At 74.6% G+C, this 20,755-nt stretch carries 19 protein-coding genes; 10 read left to right on the top strand and 9 right to left on the bottom strand.

The genetic code is table 11. The features are described from left to right. Positions 1–18 precede the first annotated feature (18 nt). From K1J57_RS20980 to K1J57_RS20990, 3 genes are all read left to right on the top strand, one after another. Positions 19–654 (top strand): DUF6073 family protein, encoded by a 636-nt coding sequence (locus tag K1J57_RS20980; protein ID WP_220560291.1) that lies wholly within the window; start codon positions 19–21, stop codon positions 652–654. An 84-nt stretch (positions 655–738) separates the two neighbouring features. Next, positions 739–1,809, top strand: coding sequence for an SRPBCC domain-containing protein (locus tag K1J57_RS20985; RefSeq protein ID WP_220560292.1), 1,071 nt, complete (start codon positions 739–741; stop codon positions 1,807–1,809). Then, positions 1,806–3,035 (top strand): AarF/UbiB family protein, encoded by a 1,230-nt coding sequence (locus K1J57_RS20990; RefSeq protein ID WP_220560293.1) that lies wholly within the window; start codon positions 1,806–1,808, stop codon positions 3,033–3,035. The genes K1J57_RS20985 and K1J57_RS20990 overlap by 4 nt, the downstream gene beginning before the upstream one ends. 12 nt (positions 3,036–3,047) lie before the next feature. Here K1J57_RS20990 and K1J57_RS20995 read toward each other — a convergent pair whose 3' ends face one another. Genes K1J57_RS20995 through K1J57_RS21025 form a run of 7 tightly spaced genes read right to left on the bottom strand, consistent with a single transcriptional unit; the run spans position 3,048 to position 10,531 of the window. Beyond that, positions 3,048–3,866 (bottom strand): helix-turn-helix transcriptional regulator, encoded by an 819-nt coding sequence (locus K1J57_RS20995; protein WP_220560294.1) that lies wholly within the window; start codon positions 3,864–3,866, stop codon positions 3,048–3,050. After that, positions 3,856–4,695, bottom strand: a complete 840-nt coding sequence (locus tag K1J57_RS21000; protein ID WP_220560295.1) for an SRPBCC domain-containing protein — start codon at positions 4,693–4,695, stop codon at positions 3,856–3,858. Before K1J57_RS21000 ends, K1J57_RS20995 begins: the two co-directional genes overlap by 11 nt. Before the next feature lie 33 nt (positions 4,696–4,728). Further along, on the bottom strand, positions 4,729–6,081 hold the full coding sequence (locus K1J57_RS21005) for a KR domain-containing protein (RefSeq protein ID WP_220560297.1): 1,353 nt from the start codon (positions 6,079–6,081) through the stop codon (positions 4,729–4,731). 16 nt (positions 6,082–6,097) lie between these two features. Next, positions 6,098–7,306, bottom strand: a complete 1,209-nt coding sequence (locus tag K1J57_RS21010; protein ID WP_220560298.1) for an AarF/UbiB family protein — start codon at positions 7,304–7,306, stop codon at positions 6,098–6,100. Further along, on the bottom strand, positions 7,303–7,749 hold the full coding sequence (locus K1J57_RS21015) for an SRPBCC domain-containing protein (RefSeq protein WP_220560299.1): 447 nt from the start codon (positions 7,747–7,749) through the stop codon (positions 7,303–7,305). Before K1J57_RS21015 ends, K1J57_RS21010 begins: the two co-directional genes overlap by 4 nt. Next, positions 7,746–9,248, bottom strand: coding sequence for a Dyp-type peroxidase (locus K1J57_RS21020; protein WP_220560300.1), 1,503 nt, complete (start codon positions 9,246–9,248; stop codon positions 7,746–7,748). The genes K1J57_RS21015 and K1J57_RS21020 overlap by 4 nt, the downstream gene beginning before the upstream one ends. Before the next feature lie 17 nt (positions 9,249–9,265). Next, complete coding sequence (locus K1J57_RS21025) at positions 9,266–10,531, bottom strand: ester cyclase (protein ID WP_220560301.1); 1,266 nt, start codon at positions 10,529–10,531, stop codon at positions 9,266–9,268. Positions 10,532–10,802: 271 nt separating this feature from the next. Between K1J57_RS21025 and K1J57_RS21030 the strand changes: the two genes are divergently transcribed. Genes K1J57_RS21030 through K1J57_RS21040 form a run of 3 tightly spaced genes read left to right on the top strand, consistent with a single transcriptional unit; the run spans position 10,803 to position 13,003 of the window. After that, positions 10,803–11,180, top strand: coding sequence for a DUF3052 family protein (locus K1J57_RS21030; protein WP_220560302.1), 378 nt, complete (start codon positions 10,803–10,805; stop codon positions 11,178–11,180). Between the two features lie 45 nt (positions 11,181–11,225). Continuing rightward, positions 11,226–12,212: an ABC transporter ATP-binding protein gene (locus K1J57_RS21035; protein WP_220560303.1), complete on the top strand. Its 987-nt coding sequence runs from the start codon at positions 11,226–11,228 to the stop codon at positions 12,210–12,212. Further along, the gene (locus K1J57_RS21040; protein WP_255646461.1) at positions 12,209–13,003 is read left to right on the top strand and encodes an ABC transporter permease; all 795 of its coding nucleotides are present in this window, start codon (positions 12,209–12,211) and stop codon (positions 13,001–13,003) included. The genes K1J57_RS21035 and K1J57_RS21040 overlap by 4 nt, the downstream gene beginning before the upstream one ends. Before the next feature lie 52 nt (positions 13,004–13,055). Here K1J57_RS21040 and K1J57_RS34020 read toward each other — a convergent pair whose 3' ends face one another. Beyond that, positions 13,056–15,497 carry an excinuclease ABC subunit UvrA gene (locus K1J57_RS34020; protein WP_220560304.1) on the bottom strand — a complete coding sequence of 814 codons (2,442 nt, stop codon included), beginning with the start codon at positions 15,495–15,497 and terminating at the stop codon, positions 13,056–13,058. A gap of 180 nt (positions 15,498–15,677) precedes the next feature. Here K1J57_RS34020 and K1J57_RS21050 point away from each other — a divergent pair, with 180 nt between their 5' ends. The 4 genes from K1J57_RS21050 to K1J57_RS21065 are packed head-to-tail and all read left to right on the top strand — an operon-like array spanning position 15,678 to position 19,562. Then, positions 15,678–17,591 carry a VCBS repeat-containing protein gene (locus K1J57_RS21050; protein ID WP_220560305.1) on the top strand — a complete coding sequence of 638 codons (1,914 nt, stop codon included), beginning with the start codon at positions 15,678–15,680 and terminating at the stop codon, positions 17,589–17,591. After that, entirely contained in the window at positions 17,588–18,568 is a 981-nt protein-coding gene (locus tag K1J57_RS21055) for an enediyne biosynthesis protein UnbU (RefSeq protein ID WP_255646462.1), read from the top strand. Before K1J57_RS21050 ends, K1J57_RS21055 begins: the two co-directional genes overlap by 4 nt. Then, positions 18,565–19,128, top strand: coding sequence for a hypothetical protein (locus K1J57_RS21060; protein ID WP_220560306.1), 564 nt, complete (start codon positions 18,565–18,567; stop codon positions 19,126–19,128). Before K1J57_RS21055 ends, K1J57_RS21060 begins: the two co-directional genes overlap by 4 nt. Beyond that, on the top strand, positions 19,125–19,562 hold the full coding sequence (locus tag K1J57_RS21065) for a hypothetical protein (RefSeq protein ID WP_220560307.1): 438 nt from the start codon (positions 19,125–19,127) through the stop codon (positions 19,560–19,562). Before K1J57_RS21060 ends, K1J57_RS21065 begins: the two co-directional genes overlap by 4 nt. Positions 19,563–19,568: 6 nt before the next feature. On the opposite strand, the gene K1J57_RS21070 is transcribed toward K1J57_RS21065, so the two are convergent. Continuing rightward, positions 19,569–20,474, bottom strand: coding sequence for a LysR family transcriptional regulator (locus tag K1J57_RS21070; protein WP_220560308.1), 906 nt, complete (start codon positions 20,472–20,474; stop codon positions 19,569–19,571). Positions 20,475–20,755 lie beyond the last annotated feature (281 nt).

The raw sequence follows: 20,755 nt of genomic DNA on the forward strand, positions 1-20,755 counted from the left end.
GAAAGGTGAGGAAAGCCCATGTCCGAAAAGAAGACCCTGCTCGGCCGTCCGGTCGAGACCGAGGGGGTGCCGAACCTGTACGAGGGGTCCCCCGTCGTCAAGTGGAAGGCCCCCGAGCCCGGTATCGACAACCTGGGCCTCCACTCCTGGGACACCTTCGCGATCCCGGGCGTCGGCGAGTTCGACGTCGAGTTCGACGGCTACGTGCGCGTCGTGCGCTCCCCGGCCACGGACGAGGAGTGGGCGGGCGCCGAGGTCTACACCAACCTCATCGAGATGCACATGACCGGTGCCTCCGAGGAGCTGGGCACCATCACGGTCACCCTCAACCCGGAGTACCTCTCCGCCGGCCAGATCCGCACCCCCTTCGACCCCTACGCGGGCGAGGGGCCGGCCGCCAAGGCCTGCCGGATGGCCGTCGGGTGCATGTTCGACATCCCCAAGCTGGGCACCAGGCTCTTCAACCGGGAGCCGGTCATCCTCACCATCGACGACGTCCGGTCCATCCCGCCGGCCGGCGCCCCCGGCAAGGGGCAGATCTACCGGATGCTCCCCCTCTACGACGTCCGCACCCCCTGGGACGAGCCGACGGCCTACCTGACCAGCCTGAAGTTCAACATGGGCGGCTACCTGCCCGCCGAGCGCTTCCAGTGACCGACCGCGGTGGGCGGACGCGGCACGGCCCGTCCGCCCGCCGCCGCATGCCCGCCCCGTCCCGCCGGCAGAGTGGAGACCCCCGTGTCCGCCGAACCCCTGGCATCCGAACGCCCCGCCCCGGAACCCGGCCCGCCCGAGGGCCCCGCCTTCGCCCACGAGCTCGTCGACTTCCCCCCTCTGGGCTCGTCCGGGGGCCACCCCGTCGCCCACCGGCGCTGGGAGGAGCTCGTCAGCGACGTCCACATCCGGGGCCACTCCCTCGACGACGTGTGGAACGCCCTCACCGACCCCTACGCCGTCTCCCAGTGGTTCGCCGACGCCGACGAGTTCTGGGCCGTCCCCGGCCGGGAGAGCGCCCTGGACTTCAACGACGGCGAGTTCTTCTGGTGCCGCACCGTCGCGGCCGAGCCCCCGCACGGGGGCCGGGCCGTCCTGGAGCACCTGTGGCGCTGGGTGGGCGTCGGACCCGCCACCACGGTGCGCTGGGAGCTGTCGGAGGGCCCCGGCCCGGTCGTGCCCGTGCGCGCCGTCGAACGCGCGACCAATCCCCCCTCGGACTGGCGGTCGTGGAACGGCATGGGCTGGCCCGGCATCCTGGACCAGCTCGCCGAGCACCTGCGCACCGGCCGCCGGCAGCGGTGGCCGTGGCGGCGTATGGGCCCCTACGTCCAGACGGAGCTGCCCCTGGGGACCTTCGAGGCGTGGACGGCGCTGACCTCCGTCCCGGCCCTGCAGTTCTGGCTCGGGCGGAGTTCCGGGGACCTCGGCGAGGGAGGGCGGGTGGAGTTCACCCTCGGGGACGCCAGCGGAGTGGCGTCGCTGACCGTGACCCGGCACATCGAGGCCAACCAGAGCTTCCCCTCCTTCCAGCCCCGGCTGGAGTTCGAGCTGCACCGCCCGGGGTGGCCCGGCCCCTTGGGCGGCCACCTGTGGATCGAGCCGGCGGGCCTGGGACGCAGCGTCCTCCAGGTGTTCCACTCCGGCTGGGAGCAGTTCGGCCAGCTCGCCGAGGCCCCGGTGGACCGGGCGCTGCTCACCTCCTTCTGGGCGTCCGCCTTCGGCCGGCTGGCCTTCCTCGTGTCGGGCCCGCCGCGGGGGGAGGGCGGAGCCGCGGGCCCCGACGGACCGGGACCGCACGCGTGGAGCCGGTGACCCCCGCCCCGACCCGCGCCGACACGGCCCGGCGCCTGGGGGCCCTGGGCCTCATCGGCGCGGGTACGCTCGTCTCCGCGGCGGCCGCGGCCGCCGTCGGCCTGCTGCGATCGGGGCCGGACGGCGCGCGGCGGGCCGTGGCGGCGTCGGTGGCCACCGGACTGCAACGGCTGGGGCCGACCGCGGCCAAGGCCGGACAACTGGTCGGCTCCCGCCCGGACATGATCGGCCCGGTCTGGGCCGGGGCCCTGGGCGTCCTGCACGACCGGGCCCGGCCCATGACCGAGCGGGAGAGGGCGGTGGCCCTCGCCGCGGCCGAGGCCGAGATCCCCGCCCTGGCCGCGGTCGAGGTCACCGGGGAGCTGCTCGGCTCGGGCACCGTCGGCTGCGTCTACCGCGGTGCCCGGGGCACCGAACCGCTCGCCGTCAAACTCCGCCGCCCCGGGGTGGAACGGCTGATGGCGGCCGACCTGAGACTCCTGCGCGCGGCCGCGTCCCTGGCGGTCCGCCGCGGCCGGGCGGGCGGCCGCCCCCTGGCCGACCTGGTCGACTACGTGTCCGGAGTGGTGCTGGCGCAGACCGACTACGTCGCCGAAGCGGAGAACCACCGGCGCCTGGCCGCCGGCCTGGCCCGCCTCCCGGGGGTGGAGGTCCCCGCCCTGTACCCGGACCTGTGCGGCCGCAACGCCCTGGTCACCCGTTACATCCCGGGGCTGGGGGAGCCGATGCCGCCCACCGCCCAGGCGGTGGCCGCACGCCGGGCCCTGCGGGCCGTGCGCCGCATGGTGTTCGAGGACGGCTTCGTCCACTGCGACCTGCACCCGGGCAACCTCTACGTCCACGGCAACGGCCGGGTGGTGCTCCTGGACGCCGGGTACGCCGTCCGCGTCTCGGAGGACACCCGGAGCCACCTGGACCGCTTCTTCCGGGCGATCGCCCTCGGGGACGGGCGCACGTGCGGGGAGATCGTCTTCGACACCGCCCTGGAGCCGGACGAACGGCGGCGCGGGGAGTTCGTGGCGGCGATGGAGCGCCACGTGCGGGAGCACACGGGGGAGGGGAACGTCTTCACGATGGCGGAGTTCGGCAACGGGATCTTCGAGCTGCAGACCCGTTTCGGCGTCCATTCGCGCGCGGAGTTCGTGTTCCCCCTGTCCGCGCTGATGATCGCCGAGGGGACGCTGCGGTCCCTCATGCCCACCGTCGAGATCCAGGACGGGTTCTGACGGGCCGGCCCCTCAGCGGCGGCGGGCCGCCCCCGCCAGGAACGGCCGCAGGTGGACCGCCGGGGCGGCCGAGACCACCGGCGGGTCCAGCGGGTCGGGTCTGCGCAGGGTGAGCTCGGCCGGCGCGCCGTCCCTCCCGGCCGTCCTGCCCCGGCCGACCAGCGTGCCCGCCTGGCCCCCCACGGCCAGGCCCACCAGGAGGGAGTCGGAGGGCAGGGACACGAGGAACATCTCGGATCGCCCGGACGCGGGCCGCTGCTCCACCAGCCTGCCGGCGGCCCCCTGGACGATCCCGAACCCGGAGAGGCCGCCCTGGGGCAGGTCCGCGTTGAAGAGCCCCACGAAGGAGACCCGGTCGTCGAGCGGGGGGCCGGACGCCTCCCCGGCGGGCAGGCGCAGCTCGCAGCCCAGGGTCCGGCTCTCGGCGGCCCGGGCCCGCTCCAGGTCCGGCTCGGCGACGCGGTACCCCGCCAGGTCGTCCACCAGCTCCCGGAACCTGCCCGGCGATATCCCCACCAGACGGGTGAACTGCGTGGTGAACGAGCCCAGGCTCTGGTAGCCGACCCGGTCGCTGATGCTCATCACCGTCTCGGAGGTGTGGGCGAGCAGCCGCTTGGCCTCCTCCATCCGCAGGGCCGTGAGGAACCGCCCCGGGGTGGTCCCGGTGTGCCGGGCGAAGATCCGGTGGAAGTGGAACTGGCTGTAGAAGCCCGAGGCCGCGAGGTCGGCCAGCAGGTGCGGGGCGGCGGGGTCCTCACGGATCGCGCCGACGGCGGCCAGCACCGCGTCGCGCTGGGCCGGGTTGTCCTTGCCGGTCACGTCAACGGCCATGCCGTTCCTCCTCGGAACCGGCCGCACGCACGGCCTGGTCCAGACTCGCCCGCCAGGTGATCTCGAAGACATCGCGCAGTCGGGTCATCCTACTCTCGCCCCCCGACACGACAGGCCACTGAGAGTGATGCACCGAAAGCACCACGCCACCGGCGTCGTGGGTCGTCCGCACCACCGCACGGGTCACCCCGTCCTCCACATCGACGAACAGGCTGAGCCGTTCGTCGAAGTAGTCCTCCACACGCCGGATGGGGAAGCGCCGGGGGCCGGCGTCGTCGACCACGTAGAACGCCGTCGGCGGGTACCCCGGGCCGCTGGCGGGCAGCCACCGGAAGAGGTTGGCCCGGTGCAGGGGGAGCCAGGTCCCGACGGGGATGCGCACGCCCAGGGAGATGGTCCGGATGCCCCGGGGGGCGCCGCCTCCCTCCCCTTCCATGAGGTGGAAGCGGAGACGGTCGACGCAGTCGTCCCAGAACACCTCACGCGCCACACGCGGTACGGACCGCCGGTGCGGGAACTCCTCCCTGATCCTCAGGAGCGTGCCGACCGGTCCGGGCTCCACCGCCACCCGGATCAGGCTCGGGGCCTCCACCCCGAACTCGGACCACTCCAGGGCCACGGTGCGGTCCGGCCCGATGCCGAGCACGCCCAGGCGCACGTACTCCAGTGACGGGGTGGTCAGGATCCAGGTGCCGCGGCCGTCGCCGCGCCGTTCACCGTACGGCCCCAACCCGCCCAGCCAGCGCCCGATCTCGGCCGGAACGCTCACCGCCCGCCATACGCGGTCCGGCGTCGCGGGCAGGGGTACCGCCCGTTCGATGGCCTCCACACCGTCCTCCTCGCTCCGCTGCGCCCCGCCCGTTCAGAAGGGGACCAGGGCCTCGTACGCGCCGTCGGGGCGCCAGTCCGCCGGCGACGACGACCACAGGCGCACCCCCGCCGGGCCCACCAGGGCCCGCACCGTGCGCGTGCGCGCGGGGGCCGGCGGCGGCCCCGCCCCCCGGCCCCCGGCACCGGGCAGGCAGCCCCGCACCATCCGGCCCAGTGCCGCCCCGGGGTCCGCGCCGTCCAGGACGGCCGTTCCCCCGACACCGCCCACGACCGCGACCGATCCCGGGGTCGCCGGCGGCCGGGGGCCGCCCAGGGCGTAGACCTCGGCCGTGCCCCGCCCCGGGGCCCCGCCCAGCAGGCGGGCCGCGGTGTGCGCGCCCCAGGCCGGGGGGACGGCGGCGAAGCCCGCGGCGCGCAGGCCCGGCCCGGCCACGCCCGCCGCCATGCCGACCCCGCTCCACAGCGTCCACTCCGCCACGGTGAACCCCACCCCGGGGAGCGCCGCCGCCAGGTCGCGGACCGCGGCGCGCGCACAGGCGTGGGACAGCGCGTACGCCCCGAAACCGCGGTGCGCGGACCTGCTCTCCGAGGAGCCCATGAGCAGGACCGAGGACAGCGGCCCGGCGGCCGCGGCCCGCACCCAGCGCCGTAGGTGCTCCCCGCGCCGCCGGGCGGCCCGGTCCAGCGCCGCGCCCGACAGCCGGGACCACCGCTCCAGCACCAGCTCGCCCGCGGCGTGGACGAGGTGGACGGCCGGGTCCGACAGGGACCGCAGCAGCGGTCCGGGGTCGACCCGGTCCAGGTCCGCGCACACCACCCTCACGGGCGCGGACGCCCGTACCAGGGCCAGGGCCGCCGCCCGTCCCGGGGGCAGGTCCTCCTCCCGGATCCGATCCACCAGGACCAGCCGGTGCCCGGCCGCCCCCAGCTCACGGGCCAGGGACAGACCGATCCCGCCCAGCCCTCCGGCGATCAGCACGGCGCCGCGGGCCCGGACGCGGCGCGGCGCGGACACGGGCCGCCACGACGTCGCGTCCACGGGGCCGTGCGTCCGGCCCCCGGCCGTCCGGACCCTCACCCGCAGCCGGGGGCGCTCCGCCGCGGCGGCGGCCAGCACCCCGCCCAGGGACAGGCCGCCCCCGACCAGCTCCACCGGGATGCGGCACCGCTCCGCGCGGGCCAGGGCCTCCAGGAGCCGGTCCCCGTCGCCGGGGTACCACCGGCTTCCGGCGCGCACCCGCACCCGCCCCGGGCCGGCGTCGACCACCGTGCGGGCGGGGGCGTTCCGCGGCCCCCGCCCCACGGCGTCGTCCTCGCGGAACACCAGGTCCGCGCCGTGCGGGCCGCCGCCGTGGAGGACGGGGCCCGCCGGTGATATCGGCATCGGCTCGCTCCGTCGCTCACCAGGTGGGCTTGCGGTTGCGCGCGAGCAGGCCGCGCAGGATGACCGGGTGCGCCACCGCCTGGAAGTTGAGGTCCGGGCACATCCGCTTGACCTGGCCCTCCACCGCCAGCAGGGCCACCAGGGGGAACACGAACGAGGTACGGGAGTAGGCGTTGTGGCGCCGCTGGATCATGAAGAAGTCGGCGATGAAGCCGGTCAGGCTGAACGCTCCGGCCGTCATGCCGTGGACCTCGGTGATGAGCCTCTCCAGCTCCCGCCGGAACTCCTTCTCGGCCTCCGGGGGCACCGGGTTCATGCTCACGGCCAGGGCGTGGTCCGCGCAGACCTCCGCGTTGCCCGCGGCCATGCCCAGGAAGAACTCCGTGAAGTGGTCCTGGGTCTCCCGGTCCAGGGCGTACGTGAAGCCGCCGTCGACGACGGCGAGGCGCCCGTCGGCCAGGAACCACCAGTTGCCGGGGTGCAGGTCGCAGTGGACCTCCCCCGTGGTGAAGAGCATCTCGAACACCAGGGTCAGCAGGAGTCTGCCGCCGCGCGGCCCGGGGTGGTGCCGGTCCCCGTCCTCCTGGCCGGGGATCCACTCCATGACCAGGGTGTCCCGGTCGGGGGAGCCCCCCACCGGCCGGGGGAAGACCACGGGGTGCCGGTCCTCCAGGGAGGCGAAGCGCTCCAGCGCCGCCCGCTCGGCCGCGAGGTCGGTCTGCCGCCGCACCACGGCGCAGAAGTCCTCCGCCAGGGCCACCACCGGCACCCCGCGGCAGAAGGGGAGCCGCGCCACCGTGCGGGCCGCCGCCTCCACCACGGCCAGGTCCGCCTCCAACCTCTCGCGGACCCGGGGGTGGCACGTCTTCACCGCGACCTCCCCGGAAGGCGTCGAGCGCCTCTCCACCGAGGCGATGCTCCCCGCGCGCCGCCGGGGGCCGCCCCCGGACCCCAGCCCGTACCCCAGGGCCAGGCGGTCGCGCATGGTGCGGCACATCCCGCGGGGGAGCAGGTCCTCGCGGGTCGAGACCAGCTGCCCCAGCTTCACGAACGCCGGGCCCAGGCCCGCGCACAGTTCGGAGACCAGCACGCCCACCCGCTCGGCGGAGTGCTCCGCGCGCCCGGGGGAGGCGGAACGGAGCCGGGCCAGGTGGGGCAGCGCGCGGACGCCGGTCCACAGCGACCGCGCCGCGATCGTGCCGGTGCGCAGCGCCGTCCCCCTCACGACGGCGACCCCGCACGCCCGGCGGGACCGGAGCCCAGGGCGGCCGCCAGCCGGCCCAGGTAGTAGGGCCATCCCGCGCGGTACCCCTCGGCCAGCTCCTCGGGCACGTCGGAGTGCACGAAGGAGAACCCGCCCTCCGTGAGGGCGGCGCTCAGCAGGGAGTCGGGGTGGCCGGGGTCGTGGAGCACGCCGCTGAGGCTGTGCCCGGGGACGCAGTCGACGACCTCGAAGACCTTGTCGTGGCGCCGCCCCCCGTGCTCGAAGGTCAGGACGTACCGGCCCCCGCCCGCATCCGCCGCAGGGGCCAGCCAGGCGGCGACGGAGTCGAGGTCGGTCAGGGCGGACCACACGGCCCGCGGGGACGCGTCGGTGGGGAAGGAGAGCGTCAGTGTGCGGTCCGAGTCGTCGGATTCCAGGGAAACGGCCGGGGTGGGAAGGGTCATCGGTATCTCCCGGGGGTGGAGGGGCGGGACAGGCCGCGCAGGGCGGAGACCGAAGGGGTGAAGAAGTAGCCGCCGCCGCGCGGGGCGGTGAAGGGTTCGGGCATGGGCAGCCGCACCAGGGTCCCCCCGGGGGAGTCCGAGGGGAGCCGGAGGACGAACTCGCGGGGCACCGCATCGCCCAGGGGGCGGTGGGGGCGGCCCACGATCGGGTCGTGGTTGTCGCCCTCGTGCTGCTGGTAGGGGTTGTTCAGCCAGGACCGCACGACGAACTCGAACTGTCGCTCCAGCGACGTCTGGTAGCAGGCGAACACCATGCCGCGCTCCCCGTGGTCGTCGTAGGGGATGCCCCGGCGCAGCAGGCGGTGCGTCTCGATGGCGGCCCGGGTCTCCAGGTCGGTCTCGTGGTCCCGGGGGTAGGCCTTGCGGATGTGCGCGCCGACCGGCACGCGCCACCCCCGGGTGTCGTCCACCGGGCCGAGCTCGGCGGTGAACCCGAAGGCGTTCCGGCTCAGGGGGCAGGAGGCCACCGCCGGGTCGGGCGCGTCCGGCCGCAGACTCACCGGCGTGCCGTCGCGCCAGCGGCCGAACAGCCGCGCCGAGAGCGCGTCCGGGGTCCAGCCGGGGAAACCGCGGTCGGCCAGTTCCGCGCACGCCCGTTCGGCGAACGCGGGGAACGCGTCCACCTCCTGCCGGTAGCGGCGCACCGCCAGCAGCGAGCCGTTGACGGTCCAGTCCGGCCCGCCCGACGCCACCGCGCCCGGGGGGTCCGACGCCATCGGGTCCTGGCCGGGTTGGCCGAACACGAACTCCCCGGGCCACAGCCTCCGCTGGCCCGGCGCCGCCTCCTGCGGGCGGTCCGGTGAGGCGGGAGGGCAGAGCGCCTCACCGGTGTCCCCGGCCACGCCCCGGACGGCGGGCTGCGACACGGGGTCGCGGTAACCGAAGTGCTCCCGCTCGTCCCCGGGGCCGGGGCCGGGCAGGGAGGCGCAGCGGTCCCGGTGCAGGACGAGCGGTGCGCCGGGGCCGGCCGTCAGCCGGTCGGCCAGCCGCTCCGCCGCGGCGTCGTCGTCGGCGCGCACCACCAGGAGCGCGTCCGCCGTCGTCGCGGGCCCGCCGACCGGCCAGTTGCCCGGGTGCCCGGGGTCGTCGGGGTCGACGGGATCGCCCAGCAGCGGCGACCGGGCTGCCAGGCCGTCCTGGAAGGGGACGTCCAACAGGGTGTCGGGGCGCCGCCCCAGGGCCCGCAGCCCCGGGGCGGAGAGGGACAGGCCGACCGCCGTCCACCCGCCTCCCCGGGCGCGGGCGCGCAGGAGGGCGCGCGTCGAGGTGACCGCCGAGGCCGCCCTCCCCACCCACGGCCGGGGGTCCGCGGACCAGCGCAGGTAGAGGTGGTGCTGGACGGGGCCGCCGAACGGCACCAGGATGTTGCCCTGGATCTCGTCGAGGTCCAGGAGGGGTTCCCCGGCCGTTCCGCGGCCCCACGCGATCTCCGCGTCCACATTCCCTCCCGGCCGGGTCACCCGGCCGAGACGCCCGGGTAGCGGCCCTTCTCGGGGAAGATCTCCAGGCGCGTCAGCAGGGAGTACATGTCGAACCCGTAGATGATGTCCGACAGCCGCCCGTCGGTCACCGTGAAGACGTCGATGGACCTGGTGATGGCGGCGGTGCCGGTCGCCGCGTGGCCCATCAGGGGGCGCCGGTGCGTGCCGGCGAACGCGGCCAGCAGCGAGGCCCGGGAGCCGTCGATGACGACCCGCTCCACGCTGAAACGGTAGTCGGGGAAGGCGTGCAGGAACGCCGCGGTGGTGACGGTCTCCTGGTGCAGGTCGGTGGCGCCGGGGGCGACCAGGCGGGCCACCGCGGACACGTCGCGGCCGTTGAGGACCTCGTTGACGAAGGCCCGGAGGACGAACTTGCCGTCCCCGGCCGTTCCGGTGGGGGTGGTGGGCTCGCCCGCGGACGCGTCCCGGGGGGCGCCCAGCGCGGAGGCCATGGCGTCCAGGTCGTAGGCCAGGGCCACGGAGGTGATGACCGCTCCCGAGCCGCGCAGCGTGACGGTCAGTGGGAACTCCACCCGGGCCCCGGTGGGGGCGGTCCGCCACAGGGACCGCGCGAACGTCCCGCGCACGGTCGCCCGGGCCGTCGCGGTGCCGCCGTCCACCTCCAGGTCCGCCACCTCGACCGCGTAGTCGTCCAGCGCGCCGACCACGCACAGGTGGACCAGGGAGCCCGCGGCGTCGGACACCGCGTCGATGTCCACCAGCGCGTCCACCGCCGCCAGGTCGAACCGGCCCAGCACGGCGTCCAGGTAGGCGCGCGCCGCGTCCTCGAAGGTCGCGGCCGACCCGGCCTCGGGGCCGGTGTCCGCGACGCCCAGGAAGCGCAGCATGCGCAGCTCGTTGCCCACGCCCCAGCGCTCGGTCATCTTGTCGCCGTGGAAGCGCACCGCGTCGGTGCGCCGCGCCGTAACGGGCTCGCCCGAGGCGGGCAGCCCCATGAAGTCGTTCTGCATGGTGCCGTACCACTTGCCGACGCACACCACACTGTCGCCCTCGAACAGTTCCTCGTCGACGTCGTACCGGAAATCCGGGAACGACTCCAGGAACTCCTCCAGAACGCTCTTGAACCCGTTCAGGGCGACGTCCTGACCGGGGTAGGGGTTCCAGTCGACGTAATCGGCGACCTTCAAGGTCTCCACCCGGTCGACACGGTGCTCGTTGAAGACCTCCCTCACCCAGCGTCGGATACCGTCCACGACTTCCGGTCTGGTCGTCTCGCTCATGGTGCTCCTTTCCCTGCCTCGTCGGGGGCAAGCCGGGATTCACTTCGACATTAAGCCCGGCCCGCCGCGCGCTCCTTCTCTCAAGTTGCGGGGACCCCGGCTCCGGCGCCGTGAAAAGCGATCACCCTGGTCAACGGCTTTCGAAGAAGAGAGCAATCCATGAGAAAACGTGCGCTGCGTAACCGATCGGGTGCGGGGTACCCTTCTTGGGAAACCACTTCTTGCGCATCCGTATGCGCATATAACAGCAATGCGTCCAGTGGAGGAATTCATGCCGGAGAAAAGCGGTGCCGCGAAACTCGGCGTCAAACCCGGATTCGTCGTCGTCGCGCACGGCGCCCCGGACGACTACGGCGACATCCTCGGCGACCTGCCGGCCGCCGCGACCGTCACCGACGAGCCGGGGGCGGCGCCCGACCTGCTGCACCTCTTCTCGACCACGCTGGAGGAGCTCCGCAAGAACCTCACCGAGCGGTTGGCCGGCGTCCCCGACACGACGGTGGTCTGGCTCTCCTACCCCAAGGGCGGAACCAAGCGCGAACTCAACCGGACCGTCGTCATGGACGAGGCGGTCGAGGTCGGCTGGAAGGCCGTCTACGGGGTCTCCCTCAACGACGAGTGGTCGGCCAACCGCATCAAGCGCGCCTGACCGCCCCGCGGCGCGGCACGCCGCGCCCCGAGCAATGGGAGAACAATGATCAGCGTTGAAGAGCTGGGATGCCGCTTCCGGGTGCGTCGCAACGAGTTCGTCGATGCCCTGAAGGACGTCTCCTTCTCCGTGGGGGAGGGGGAGCTGGTGGCCCTCCTCGGACCCAACGGCGCGGGCAAGTCCACCGCCCTGCGCGTCCTCACCGGCCTGGTGCCGCCCACCTCGGGCCGTGCGTCCGTGGCCGGCATCGACGTGGTCGCCGACCCCACGGGGGTCCGCCGCAGGATCGGCTTCGTCGGCCAGGGCAACGGCGCCGCCCACGAGCAGCGGGTGGACGACGAACTGTACGCCCAGGGCCGGGCCTACGGGATGGCCCGGGCCGACATCCGTGCCACCGTCGCCGAACTGGTCGGCCTCCTCGACCTCGGGGACCTCCTCACCCGGCCCGTGCGCGCCCTGTCCGGCGGGCAGCGCCGCCGGGTCGACATCGCCCTGGGCCTGGTGCCCCGACCGCCCCTGCTCTTCCTCGACGAGCCCACGACGGGACTGGACCCCCACCACCGCGCCCGCCTGTGGGAGCACGTCGACGGCCTGCGCAGGGCGTTCAACACGACCATCCTGCTCACCACCCACTACCTGGAGGAGGCGGACGAGCACGCCGAACGCGTCCTGGTCATCGACCACGGGCGCGTCATCGCCGACGACACCTCCGCCCGCCTCAAGCGCGAGCACGTCGGGCACCGCGTGTCCATGGACTTCGACGGGGCCGACGAGGCGGCCCGGGCGGCCAAGACCGCCGCGGACACCGCGGGCGCCCGCGGCGTCGGCGTCGACGGCTGCACCGTGAGCCTGCGCATCGACGGCGGGGACACCGCCGTGCCCCGGCTGCTGGCCTGCCTGGAGGCGGAGGGGACCGGCGTGCGCCGCCTGGTCCTGGCCGAGCCCACCCTCAACGACGTGTTCCTCGAACTCACGGGCCGCTCCCTGCGGGAAGGGGACCAGTACCACCGCGAACAGGAGGAGGCCGCGTGAACCCCCCGGTGAAGGACCCCCGACCCATGAAGCCGCTCTCCGACATCGCGACCGTCACCGTCCGCGAACTGCGCCCCATCCTGCGGGGCCCGCTCTTCCTCGTGGTCAGCCTCATCCAGCCGCTGGTGTTCCTGGGCCTGTTCGGACCACTGCTCCTGGGCTCCGTCGACGACGCCGTCTTCGGCCCGGGCGGCGCGCTCCAGTGGTTCGTGCCCGGGATCATGGTGATGATCAGCCTCGTCGGCACGTCGACCATGGGCTCCAACCTGCTCACCGAGGTGCAGACCGGAGCCCACGAACGCCTCCTGGTCACACCGCTGACCCGCGGTTCCATGATCATCGGCCGGGCCTTGAAGGAGTTCGCGCCCCTGGTGGTCCAGGCGCTCGTGATCGTCCTCGTCGCGATGCCGTTCGGGTTCTCCCCCGACCCCCTCGGCGCCGTGCTCGGCGTCCTGCTGCTCGGCGTGCTCGGGATCGGGCTGGGCGCCCTCTCGTACGCGCTGGCCATCGCGGTGCGCCACCAGGAATGGGCCTTCTGGGGGATCCAGCAGACACTGCTGTTCCCCGTCCTCATCCTCTCGGGCATCCTGCTGCCGGTCGACTCGGGGCCCGACTGGCTGGCCGCGGTCGCCGCGTTCAACCCGCTGACCTACGTCGTCGAGGCCGAGCGGGCCCTGTTCGCCGGGGAGGTCCTGACCGCGCAGGCCGGCCTGGGGGCCGTGGCGGCGCTGCTGGTGGCGGCGCTCGGGCTCTTCGTCGGAGCCCGCTCCATGCGCAGGTCGCCGGTGTGACCCGCGGTCGCCCCGCCGGACCGGCGGGGCGACCGCGCGCGCCGGGGGCGCGCTACACCCACCGGGCCAGGACGCGCCCGGTGTGCGTGTCCTGGCCGGCGACCCGGGCGGGCACGCCCTGGGCGACGACCTTCCCTCCGCCGGCCCCGCCCTCCTCGCCCAGCTCCACGATCCAGTCGGCGGCGGCCATGACCGCCGGGTGGTGGGTGACCGCCACCACGGTCCCCCCGCGGTCCACGAGCCTGCGCAGCACGGAGTTCAACCGCGCGACGTCGGCCGCGTGCAGACCGTGGGTGGGCTCGTCCAGCAGGTAGGCCGTTCCCGGCACCGCGTCCCCGGCCAGCTCCCGGGCCAGCTTCAGCCGCTGCGCCTCCCCGCCGGACAGGGTGGTGGCCGACTGCCCCAGCAGGAGGTAGCCCAGGCCCACGTCGACCAGCGCGCGCAGCGGGGCGCCCACGCCCTTGACGTCGGAGAACACCTCGGCCGCACGCTCGGCGGTCAGCCCCAGGACCTCGGCGATGTTCAGCCCGCGCACGCGCGGCCGCAGGGGCGCCTCCGAGAAGCGCGCCCCGCCGCAGGTCTCGCAGGGCAGCTCCACGTCGGGCAGGAAGAACATCTCCACCTGGACCACGCCCGCGCCCTCGCACGCCGCGCAGCGACCGCCCGCGTTGTTGAACGAGAAGTCGCCCGCGCCGAGCCCCGCCTCCGCGGCCTCCGGCGTCGCAGCGAACATCTTCCGGAGGCGGTCGAACACCCCCATGTAGGTGGCCGCGTTGGACCGCGGGGTCCGGCCGATGGGCGCCTGGCCCACGGCCACCAGCCCGGTCACCCCGGCCAGGCCGGACACCGACGCGCACCTGGGGGCGGGGCGGTCGTCCCGACCGGCCGCGGCCGCCAGCGCCGGCTCCAGCACATGCGCCACCAGGGAGCTCTTCCCCGACCCCGACACCCCGGTCACACAGGTCATCGCCCCCAGGGGGAAGCGGACCGACACCGAGCGGAGGTTGTTGCCCTCGGCCCCGGTGAACTCCGCGAACCTCCACGCCCCGTCCTCCTCGCCGCGCAGGGCGGTGCCCGCCCCGCCCGGCGCGGACAGGTACGGTGCCGTGACCGACCCCTCGGCCGCGGCCAGACCCGCGACCGGGCCCGCGTGGACCAGCCTGCCGCCGTGGACCCCGGGTCCGGGCCCCACCTCGACCACCCAGTCGGCCGCGGCGATCACGTCCAGGTCGTGCTCCACCACCAGCACGCTGTTGCCCTGGTCCCGCAGGGAGCGCAGGGCGTCCAGCAGCCTCCCGGTGTCGCGCGGGTGCAGGCCGGTGGAGGGCTCGTCGAACACGTACATGAGGCCGAACACGCCCATCCCCAGGTGGGTGGCCAGGCGGACCCGCTGGGCCTCCCCGCCGGAGAGCGTCGGCACCGGCCGGTCCAGCGTCAGATACCCCACCCCCACGCGCACGAGGTCGTCCAGCCGGTCGCGGACCTCGGCGGCGCCCAGCGCCGCGCGCGGGTCGCCGGCCGCCGCGGCCGCCAGGTCGTCGGCCCAGGCGAGCGCTTCGGTGATCTCCATGCGGCACACGTCGGCGATGCCCTGCCCGGCCACCCGCACCGACAGCTGGGCGGGGGAGAGGCGTCCGCCGCGGCAGTCCGGACAGGTCGACACGCCCATGAACGCGGTCGCCCGCGCCCGGGCGGCCTCACCGGACGCGTCGCGCAGGCAGGCCTCCAGCCAGGGCAGCACACCCACGAACCGCGTGTCGCGCACCGTCGTCCGGCCCCGGATGGTCAGCTCCGCCCGCAGTTCGGCGCCCCTCTCGTACAGCAGCCGGTGCCGCACCCCCGCCTCCAGCGACGACCAGGGCAGGTCCGGGTCCGCTCCCAGGGACTCGGCGAACCGCAGCGACAGCTCGTGCTCCACCGCGGCCCTGCGGTCGCGCCAGGGGCGCAGCACCCCCTCCCGCAGGGAGCGGGACGGCGAGTCCAGGACCAGCGCGGGGTCGCCGCGCAGGGCCGTGCCCAGGCCCTCGCAGGCGGGGCAGGCGTGCGCCGGGGAGTTGAACGAGAACGCGCGGGCGGTCATCTCGGGGGTCCCCGCCGACCCGTCGCAGGACCCCAGCACGGCGAACAGCGACCTGAGGTAGTCGTGCACGTCCGTGGCGGTCCCCACCGTGGAGCGCGGATTGGTCGCGGCGCGCGCCTGGCCGACCGCCACCGACGCGCACACCCCGGTGACCGAGTCCACGTCCGGGCGCAGGGAGCCCCCCACCAGCTGTCGGGTGAACGCCGACAGCGGCTGAAGGTGGCGGCGCTGGGCCTCGGCGTGCACCGTCGCGTGGACCAGGGAGCTCTTCCCCGAGCCCGACACGCCCGTCACCACCACCAGCGCGCGGTGGGGCAGGTCCACGTCCAGGTCGCGCAGGTTGTGCACCCGAGCGCCCCGCACCCGCAGGAAGTCGGGCGACGGGTTCGGAGAACGGTCGGTCGGCTCCGCCATGGGCGTCCTTCCCCTCGGTGTCCGGCGTCCCCGCCAGCCTAGGTCCGGGGGCCTTCTCCCGGGTTGCCCTTCTTCATTCGTGCGGACCCCGCCCGAACAGCAAACCGGAAGAGGCCCGGCATCGGACGCCCGGCCCACGATGAGGCGGTGCACGGACCACAGCTCTGGAAAGGAGCGCCGATGCGGCCGATGTTCCGCCTGATGAGGATCGCCGTCGCGATCGTCCTCGTCGGCACCCTCGCCGTCCTCACCCAGCGCCCGACCCCCACCGGGGCCGACGCCGCCGAACTCGCCGCGGGCTTCTCCTTCACCCGTCTGGCCCTCAACGGGGAGCCGCCCGACGCGGCCGGGTACCGCGAGGTGGCCCCCGCACTGGAGCACTTCGGCGGGTGGATCTCGGCGGTCGGCGCCGCGGTCGCGCTGACCGACCTGCGCGGCAGCGGCCGGCCGGCCGACGCCTGCCTGGTCGACCCGCGTGACGACGGCGTCACCCTCCGGTCCGTCCCCGGGTCGGGCACCCCCGACTACGCGCCGGTCGAACTCGTGCCGGACGGGCTCCCCTACGACCGGACCATGGCGCCCATGGGGTGCGTCCCGGCCGACCTGGACGCCGACGGCGACACCGACCTCCTCGTCTACTACTGGGGCCGGTCCCCGGTGATGTTCCTCAACACCTCGGGGCCCGGGGACGGCACGGCGCCCACCGCCGCCGGGTTCGCCGCCCACGAGCTCGTCGAGCCCATGCAGGTCTGGAACACGACCACCGTCAACGTGGCCGACATCGACGGCTCCGGGCACCCGGACCTCCTGATCGGCAACTACTTCCCCGACGGCGCGCGGGTGCTGGACCCGGAGGCCGACGACGAGACCCGCATGCAGATGCAGGACGGGATGGGCCTGGCGAACAACGCCGGCCGCAACCGGCTCCTGCTCACCGAGCCCTCCGGCGCACCGGACACGCCGCCTCTGGTCACCGACGCCGGGACGGCCCTGCCCGAACCCGCGGTCACGGGATGGACCCTGGCCACCGGTGCGCAGGACCTCACCGGCGACGGCCTGCCCGAGCTCTACATCGCCAACGACTTCGGCAACGACCACCTCCTGGTCAACCGCTCCACCCCCGGATCCGTCTCGCTGGAGATCGTCCGGGGCGAACGGGACATGGTCACCCCCAAGTCCGGGGTCCTGGGCAACGACTCCTACAAGGGCATGGGCGTCGCCTTCACCTACGACGCCGGGGCCGACCTGCCCACCATCGTGGTCAGCAACATCACCACCCCCTACGCCCTGCACGAGAGCAACTTCGCGTTCGTCCCCGACGGGGAGGGCGCGGACCTGCTGGAGGGACGCGTCCCCTACCGCCAGGAGAGCGAGTCCCTGGGACTGTCCCGCGGCGGCTGGTCCTGGGACGTCAAGGCCGGGGACTTCGACAACGACGGAACCGACGAGCTGATGCAGGCCACCGGCTTCCTCAAGGGGGACACCGACCGCTGGCCCCAGCTCCAGGAACTGGCCATGGGCAACGACGAGCTGTTGCGCCACCCCTGGGCGTGGCCGGTCTTCACCGAGGGGGACGACCTCTCCGGGCACGAGCACAACCCCTTCTGGGTCCGGGACCCCGACGGCCGCTACACCGACCTGGCCGCGCCCCTGGGGCTGGACACCACCGAGGTCTCCCGCGCCATCGCCCTGGGCGACATCGACGGGGACGGCCTGCTCGACGCCGTGGTCGCCAACCAGTGGGAGGACTCCACCGTGCTGGTCAACGAAGCGCCCGACGCGCCCCCGGGCGCCGTGCTGCGCCCCCTCGTCCCGGCCGTCGCGGCCGAGGGGGAGGACGGATGGCGCCCGGCCGTCGGGGCCTCGGTGACCGTCCGGGAGGGCGGCTCCCCGCACCAGACCCGGCAGCTCTTCCCCGCGAACGGCCACACCGGTGTCTCCGCCGGCGAACTCCACCTGGCCCTGCCCGAGACCGGGACCCTCCCGGTCACCGTCACCTGGCGCTCCACCGACGGGACGGTCCACTCCGCCGATCTGGACCTGTCGCCGGGTGCACGCACCCTCCACCTCCACGACGACGGAACGGTGAAATGACGACGACCAGCCCCCAGGCGCCCCCCGCCGACGCACCGGTCCCGGACCGGACACCGCCCGAACCCGCACCGCCCCGGGCCGACACCAGGGTCATGGCCCTGCGCATGTTCGCGACCAGCATCACCGTGTTCACCGTCCTGGGGCACCTGCTGCTCGGCTTCGAGCAGGCCCCGGTGATCCCGGTTGTCGCCCTCCTGACCGGCTACGCGGTGGACCTGCTCATGGAGACCCTGGGCGCGCGGGCCGAGGGGCGCGCCCCCGGCTACGCCGGCGGTGCCGGGGCCCTGGTCACCTACCTGCTGCCGACCCACATCGCCGGGCTCGCCTGCGCGATGCTGCTGTGGGGCAACGAGTCCCCCTGGCCCTACATGTTCGCCGTCACCGTGGCCGTCGCGGGCAAGCACCTCATCAGGATCCCGGTCGGCGGCCGCCTCCGGCACGTGCTCAACCCGTCGAACTTCGGGATCGCCGTCACCCTGGTGCTCTTCCCCTGGGTGGGCATCGCCCCGCCCTACCACTTCACCAACAACACCTCCGGGACGCTGGACTGGCTGCTGCCGCTCGGCGTGCTCATGGCCGGGACCATGCTCAACGTCCGGCTGACCGGGAGGTGGCCGCTCATCCTCGGCTGGGTCGGGGGGTTCGCCGCCCAGGCGGTGGTCCGGTGGCTGGTGCTGGACCACGCCCTGGTCGCGGCCCTGCTGCCGATGACCGGCCTGGCGTTCATCCTGTTCACCAACTACATGATCACCGACCCCGGGACGACCCCCTCGCGTCCGCGGAACCAGGTGGTCTTCGGGGTCTCCGTGGCCGCCGTCTACGGCCTGCTGGTCACCTGGCACATCGTCTTCGGCCTGTTCTTCGCCCTCGTGATCGTCTGCGCGCTGCGCGGAGCGCTCCTCCTGCTGGAGCCGCTCCGGACCCGGCGCGCGAACCCCGTCCCCACCCCCGGCGAGCGGAAGGGAGAGCGCCCGTGACCAGGATCGGGACCACCCGCCCCCTGCACCTCCTCAACACCTCCGGCCACCGCGGCGGACTGGCGCTGTTCATGGTCGTCGTCGTGGCCCACTGGGCGGAGCACCTGGCCCAGGCCGCGCAGATCTACATCTTCAACTGGCCCGTCCCCGAGGCACTGGGCGTCCTGGGGATCCCCTTCCCCTGGCTGGTCACCTCCGAGTGGATGCACTACGGCTACGCGCTCATCATGCTGGTGGGGCTGCTCCTCCTGCTCCCCGGCTTCACCGGGCGCGCCCGGACCTGGTGGAAGATCTCCCTGGGCATCCAGGTCTGGCACCACTTCGAGCACCTCCTGCTGCTCCTCCAGGCCCTGTCCGGGCTCAACATCGGCGGCGGGGCGGCGCCCACCAGCCTGGTCCAGCTGCTCATCCCCCGGGTGGAGCTGCACCTCCTCTACAACGCCCTGGTCTTCGCGCCCATGGTGGTGGCCGTCCTGCTCCACCGCCGCCCCGGCGACACCGAACGCGCGGCCATGAACTGCGGGTGCGCCGACCGCTACGAGGAAGTGGTCGACGGATGAGCCGCCGCCGCGTCGGCCCGTTCGAGCTGGTGATCCTCCTCGCCGCCCTGGCGCTGGTCGCCGTGGGCGCGGGCGGGATCGACCAGGCGGTGCGCGCGGCGCGCGCGGACGGGGTCCCCGGCGGGTTCGCCGTCACCGGGGTCGACTGCGTCAGCCATCTGGGGCACCGGTCGTGCACCTGCCTGGGCGACTACACCGCCGCCGACGGCTCCGTGCGCCTCACCGGGGTCTCCCTCGCCGGAGGCGGCGGGGACTGCGCCGAGGGGGCGGTCGTCGCCGCGGTCGACATCGGCGCCCGGACCCGGGTGGTCCATCCGGACGGGTCGGGGGAGTGGGTCGTCACCGCCCTGGTCCTCGCGGCGGGGGCGGGGCTGGGCTTGTGGGCGGTCGCCCCCTGGCTGCGGCGCCCGCGCGTCCGCCCCCGGGCGTCCTGACCCCCCTCAGTCCTGGGCCGGGCGCGCCCGGCCCAGGATCTCGCGGGCCAGCCGCGCGATGTCGTCGGAGGAGCCGCTGACCGCGCCGTCGCGCCGCCAGACCAGCAGGTGGCGCAGCTGTATGGGCTCGCCCTCCAGTCGGCGGACCACCACGTCCTCCCCGGTGTCGAAGTCCGACTGGCAGGGGGCGATCGCCCGGCGCCGGGCGACCAGGTCGCGGATCTCCGAGCGCTCGTAGAGCCGGTAGGGCACCTGCGGGGTGAACCCGGCGCGCTGGCAGGCCAGGTAGAAGCACTCCGGCCAGCCGGTGCCGTCCGGCGGGGTCAGCGCCCAGGGGCAGTCCGCCAGGTCGCTCAGGGCCACCGTCGGCTTGTCCGCCAGCGGGTGGTCGGCCCACAGGGCCACGTGCAGCGGTTCCACCGCGAGCATCGCCCACGACAGCGGGCCGTCCGTGGACAGGTCCCGGTCCACGTAGTCGATGGTGGTGCCCAGGTCCAGGCGCCCGGCCCGGACCAGGTCGGTGACCAGCTTGGGGGAGTACTCGGTGCGCACGTGGGCGGGCACGTTCGGGAAGATCTCCGGCAGCCGCGCCGCCAGGTCGATCGCCAGCGGCCCCACCCCGCCCACGCGCAGCGTGGTGGGCGAGGCCCCCCGCGCGGTGATGTCGTGCAGCAGATCGTCCATGGACAGCAGGACCGCGCGGGCGCGCACCAGCACGAACTCGCCCAGCTCCGTCGGGCGCACCCCCGAGCGGCCCCGGTGGAACAGCGCGCCGCCCACCTCGCGCTCGATCCGCTGGAGCTGGGTGGTCAGCGCGGGCTGGGAGGTGGAGAGCGCGGCGGCCGCCTTGGTGACGCTTCCGGTGTCGGCCAGGAGGCAGATGGTGCGCAGATGGCGGAGTTCGAGATCCATCAGGGCCTCCTGGGCCGGCCGTCGGACGGTGGTCGGGGTGCTGCTCCGGGCCGGTCGGGGGAGTGTGGGGCGTGTCCGCCGCGGGCGCGCGGGGACGCGCCCGCCGGACCCCTCCCGGGCGCCGTGCCGCGGTCTCCCGTTCCGCCCGCGCCGCCCATCGGCCACTGTCGACTGTACAACGCGTCCCGGCGGGGCTCCGGTGCGTGCCGGGCGCGGGCTGCGGACACGGGCGCGCCGACGGGCCGGGGGCCGCCGTTCCGCCGTGGGTGTCTGCGAGGGGA

The organism is Nocardiopsis sp. MT53, from assembly GCF_019598965.1.
In the GTDB taxonomy this organism is placed as follows: Bacteria; Actinomycetota; Actinomycetes; order Streptosporangiales; family Streptosporangiaceae; genus Nocardiopsis; species Nocardiopsis changdeensis.

Coding starts and splice junctions, on each gene's coding strand:
- K1J57_RS21015 (WP_220560299.1), bottom strand. CDS start 7,749: ATGACCCTTCCCACCCCGGCCGTTTCCCTGGAATCCGACGACTCGGAC.
- K1J57_RS20995 (WP_220560294.1), bottom strand. CDS start 3,866: ATGGCCGTTGACGTGACCGGCAAGGACAACCCGGCCCAGCGCGACGCG.
- K1J57_RS21065 (WP_220560307.1), top strand. CDS start 19,125: ATGAGCCGCCGCCGCGTCGGCCCGTTCGAGCTGGTGATCCTCCTCGCC.
- K1J57_RS20980 (WP_220560291.1), top strand. CDS start 19: ATGTCCGAAAAGAAGACCCTGCTCGGCCGTCCGGTCGAGACCGAGGGG.
- K1J57_RS34020 (WP_220560304.1), bottom strand. CDS start 15,497: ATGGCGGAGCCGACCGACCGTTCTCCGAACCCGTCGCCCGACTTCCTG.
- K1J57_RS21030 (WP_220560302.1), top strand. CDS start 10,803: ATGCCGGAGAAAAGCGGTGCCGCGAAACTCGGCGTCAAACCCGGATTC.
- K1J57_RS21035 (WP_220560303.1), top strand. CDS start 11,226: ATGATCAGCGTTGAAGAGCTGGGATGCCGCTTCCGGGTGCGTCGCAAC.
- K1J57_RS21070 (WP_220560308.1), bottom strand. CDS start 20,474: ATGGATCTCGAACTCCGCCATCTGCGCACCATCTGCCTCCTGGCCGAC.
- K1J57_RS21025 (WP_220560301.1), bottom strand. CDS start 10,531: ATGAGCGAGACGACCAGACCGGAAGTCGTGGACGGTATCCGACGCTGG.
- K1J57_RS21050 (WP_220560305.1), top strand. CDS start 15,678: ATGCGGCCGATGTTCCGCCTGATGAGGATCGCCGTCGCGATCGTCCTC.
- K1J57_RS21005 (WP_220560297.1), bottom strand. CDS start 6,081: ATGCCGATATCACCGGCGGGCCCCGTCCTCCACGGCGGCGGCCCGCAC.
- K1J57_RS21055 (WP_255646462.1), top strand. CDS start 17,588: ATGACGACGACCAGCCCCCAGGCGCCCCCCGCCGACGCACCGGTCCCG.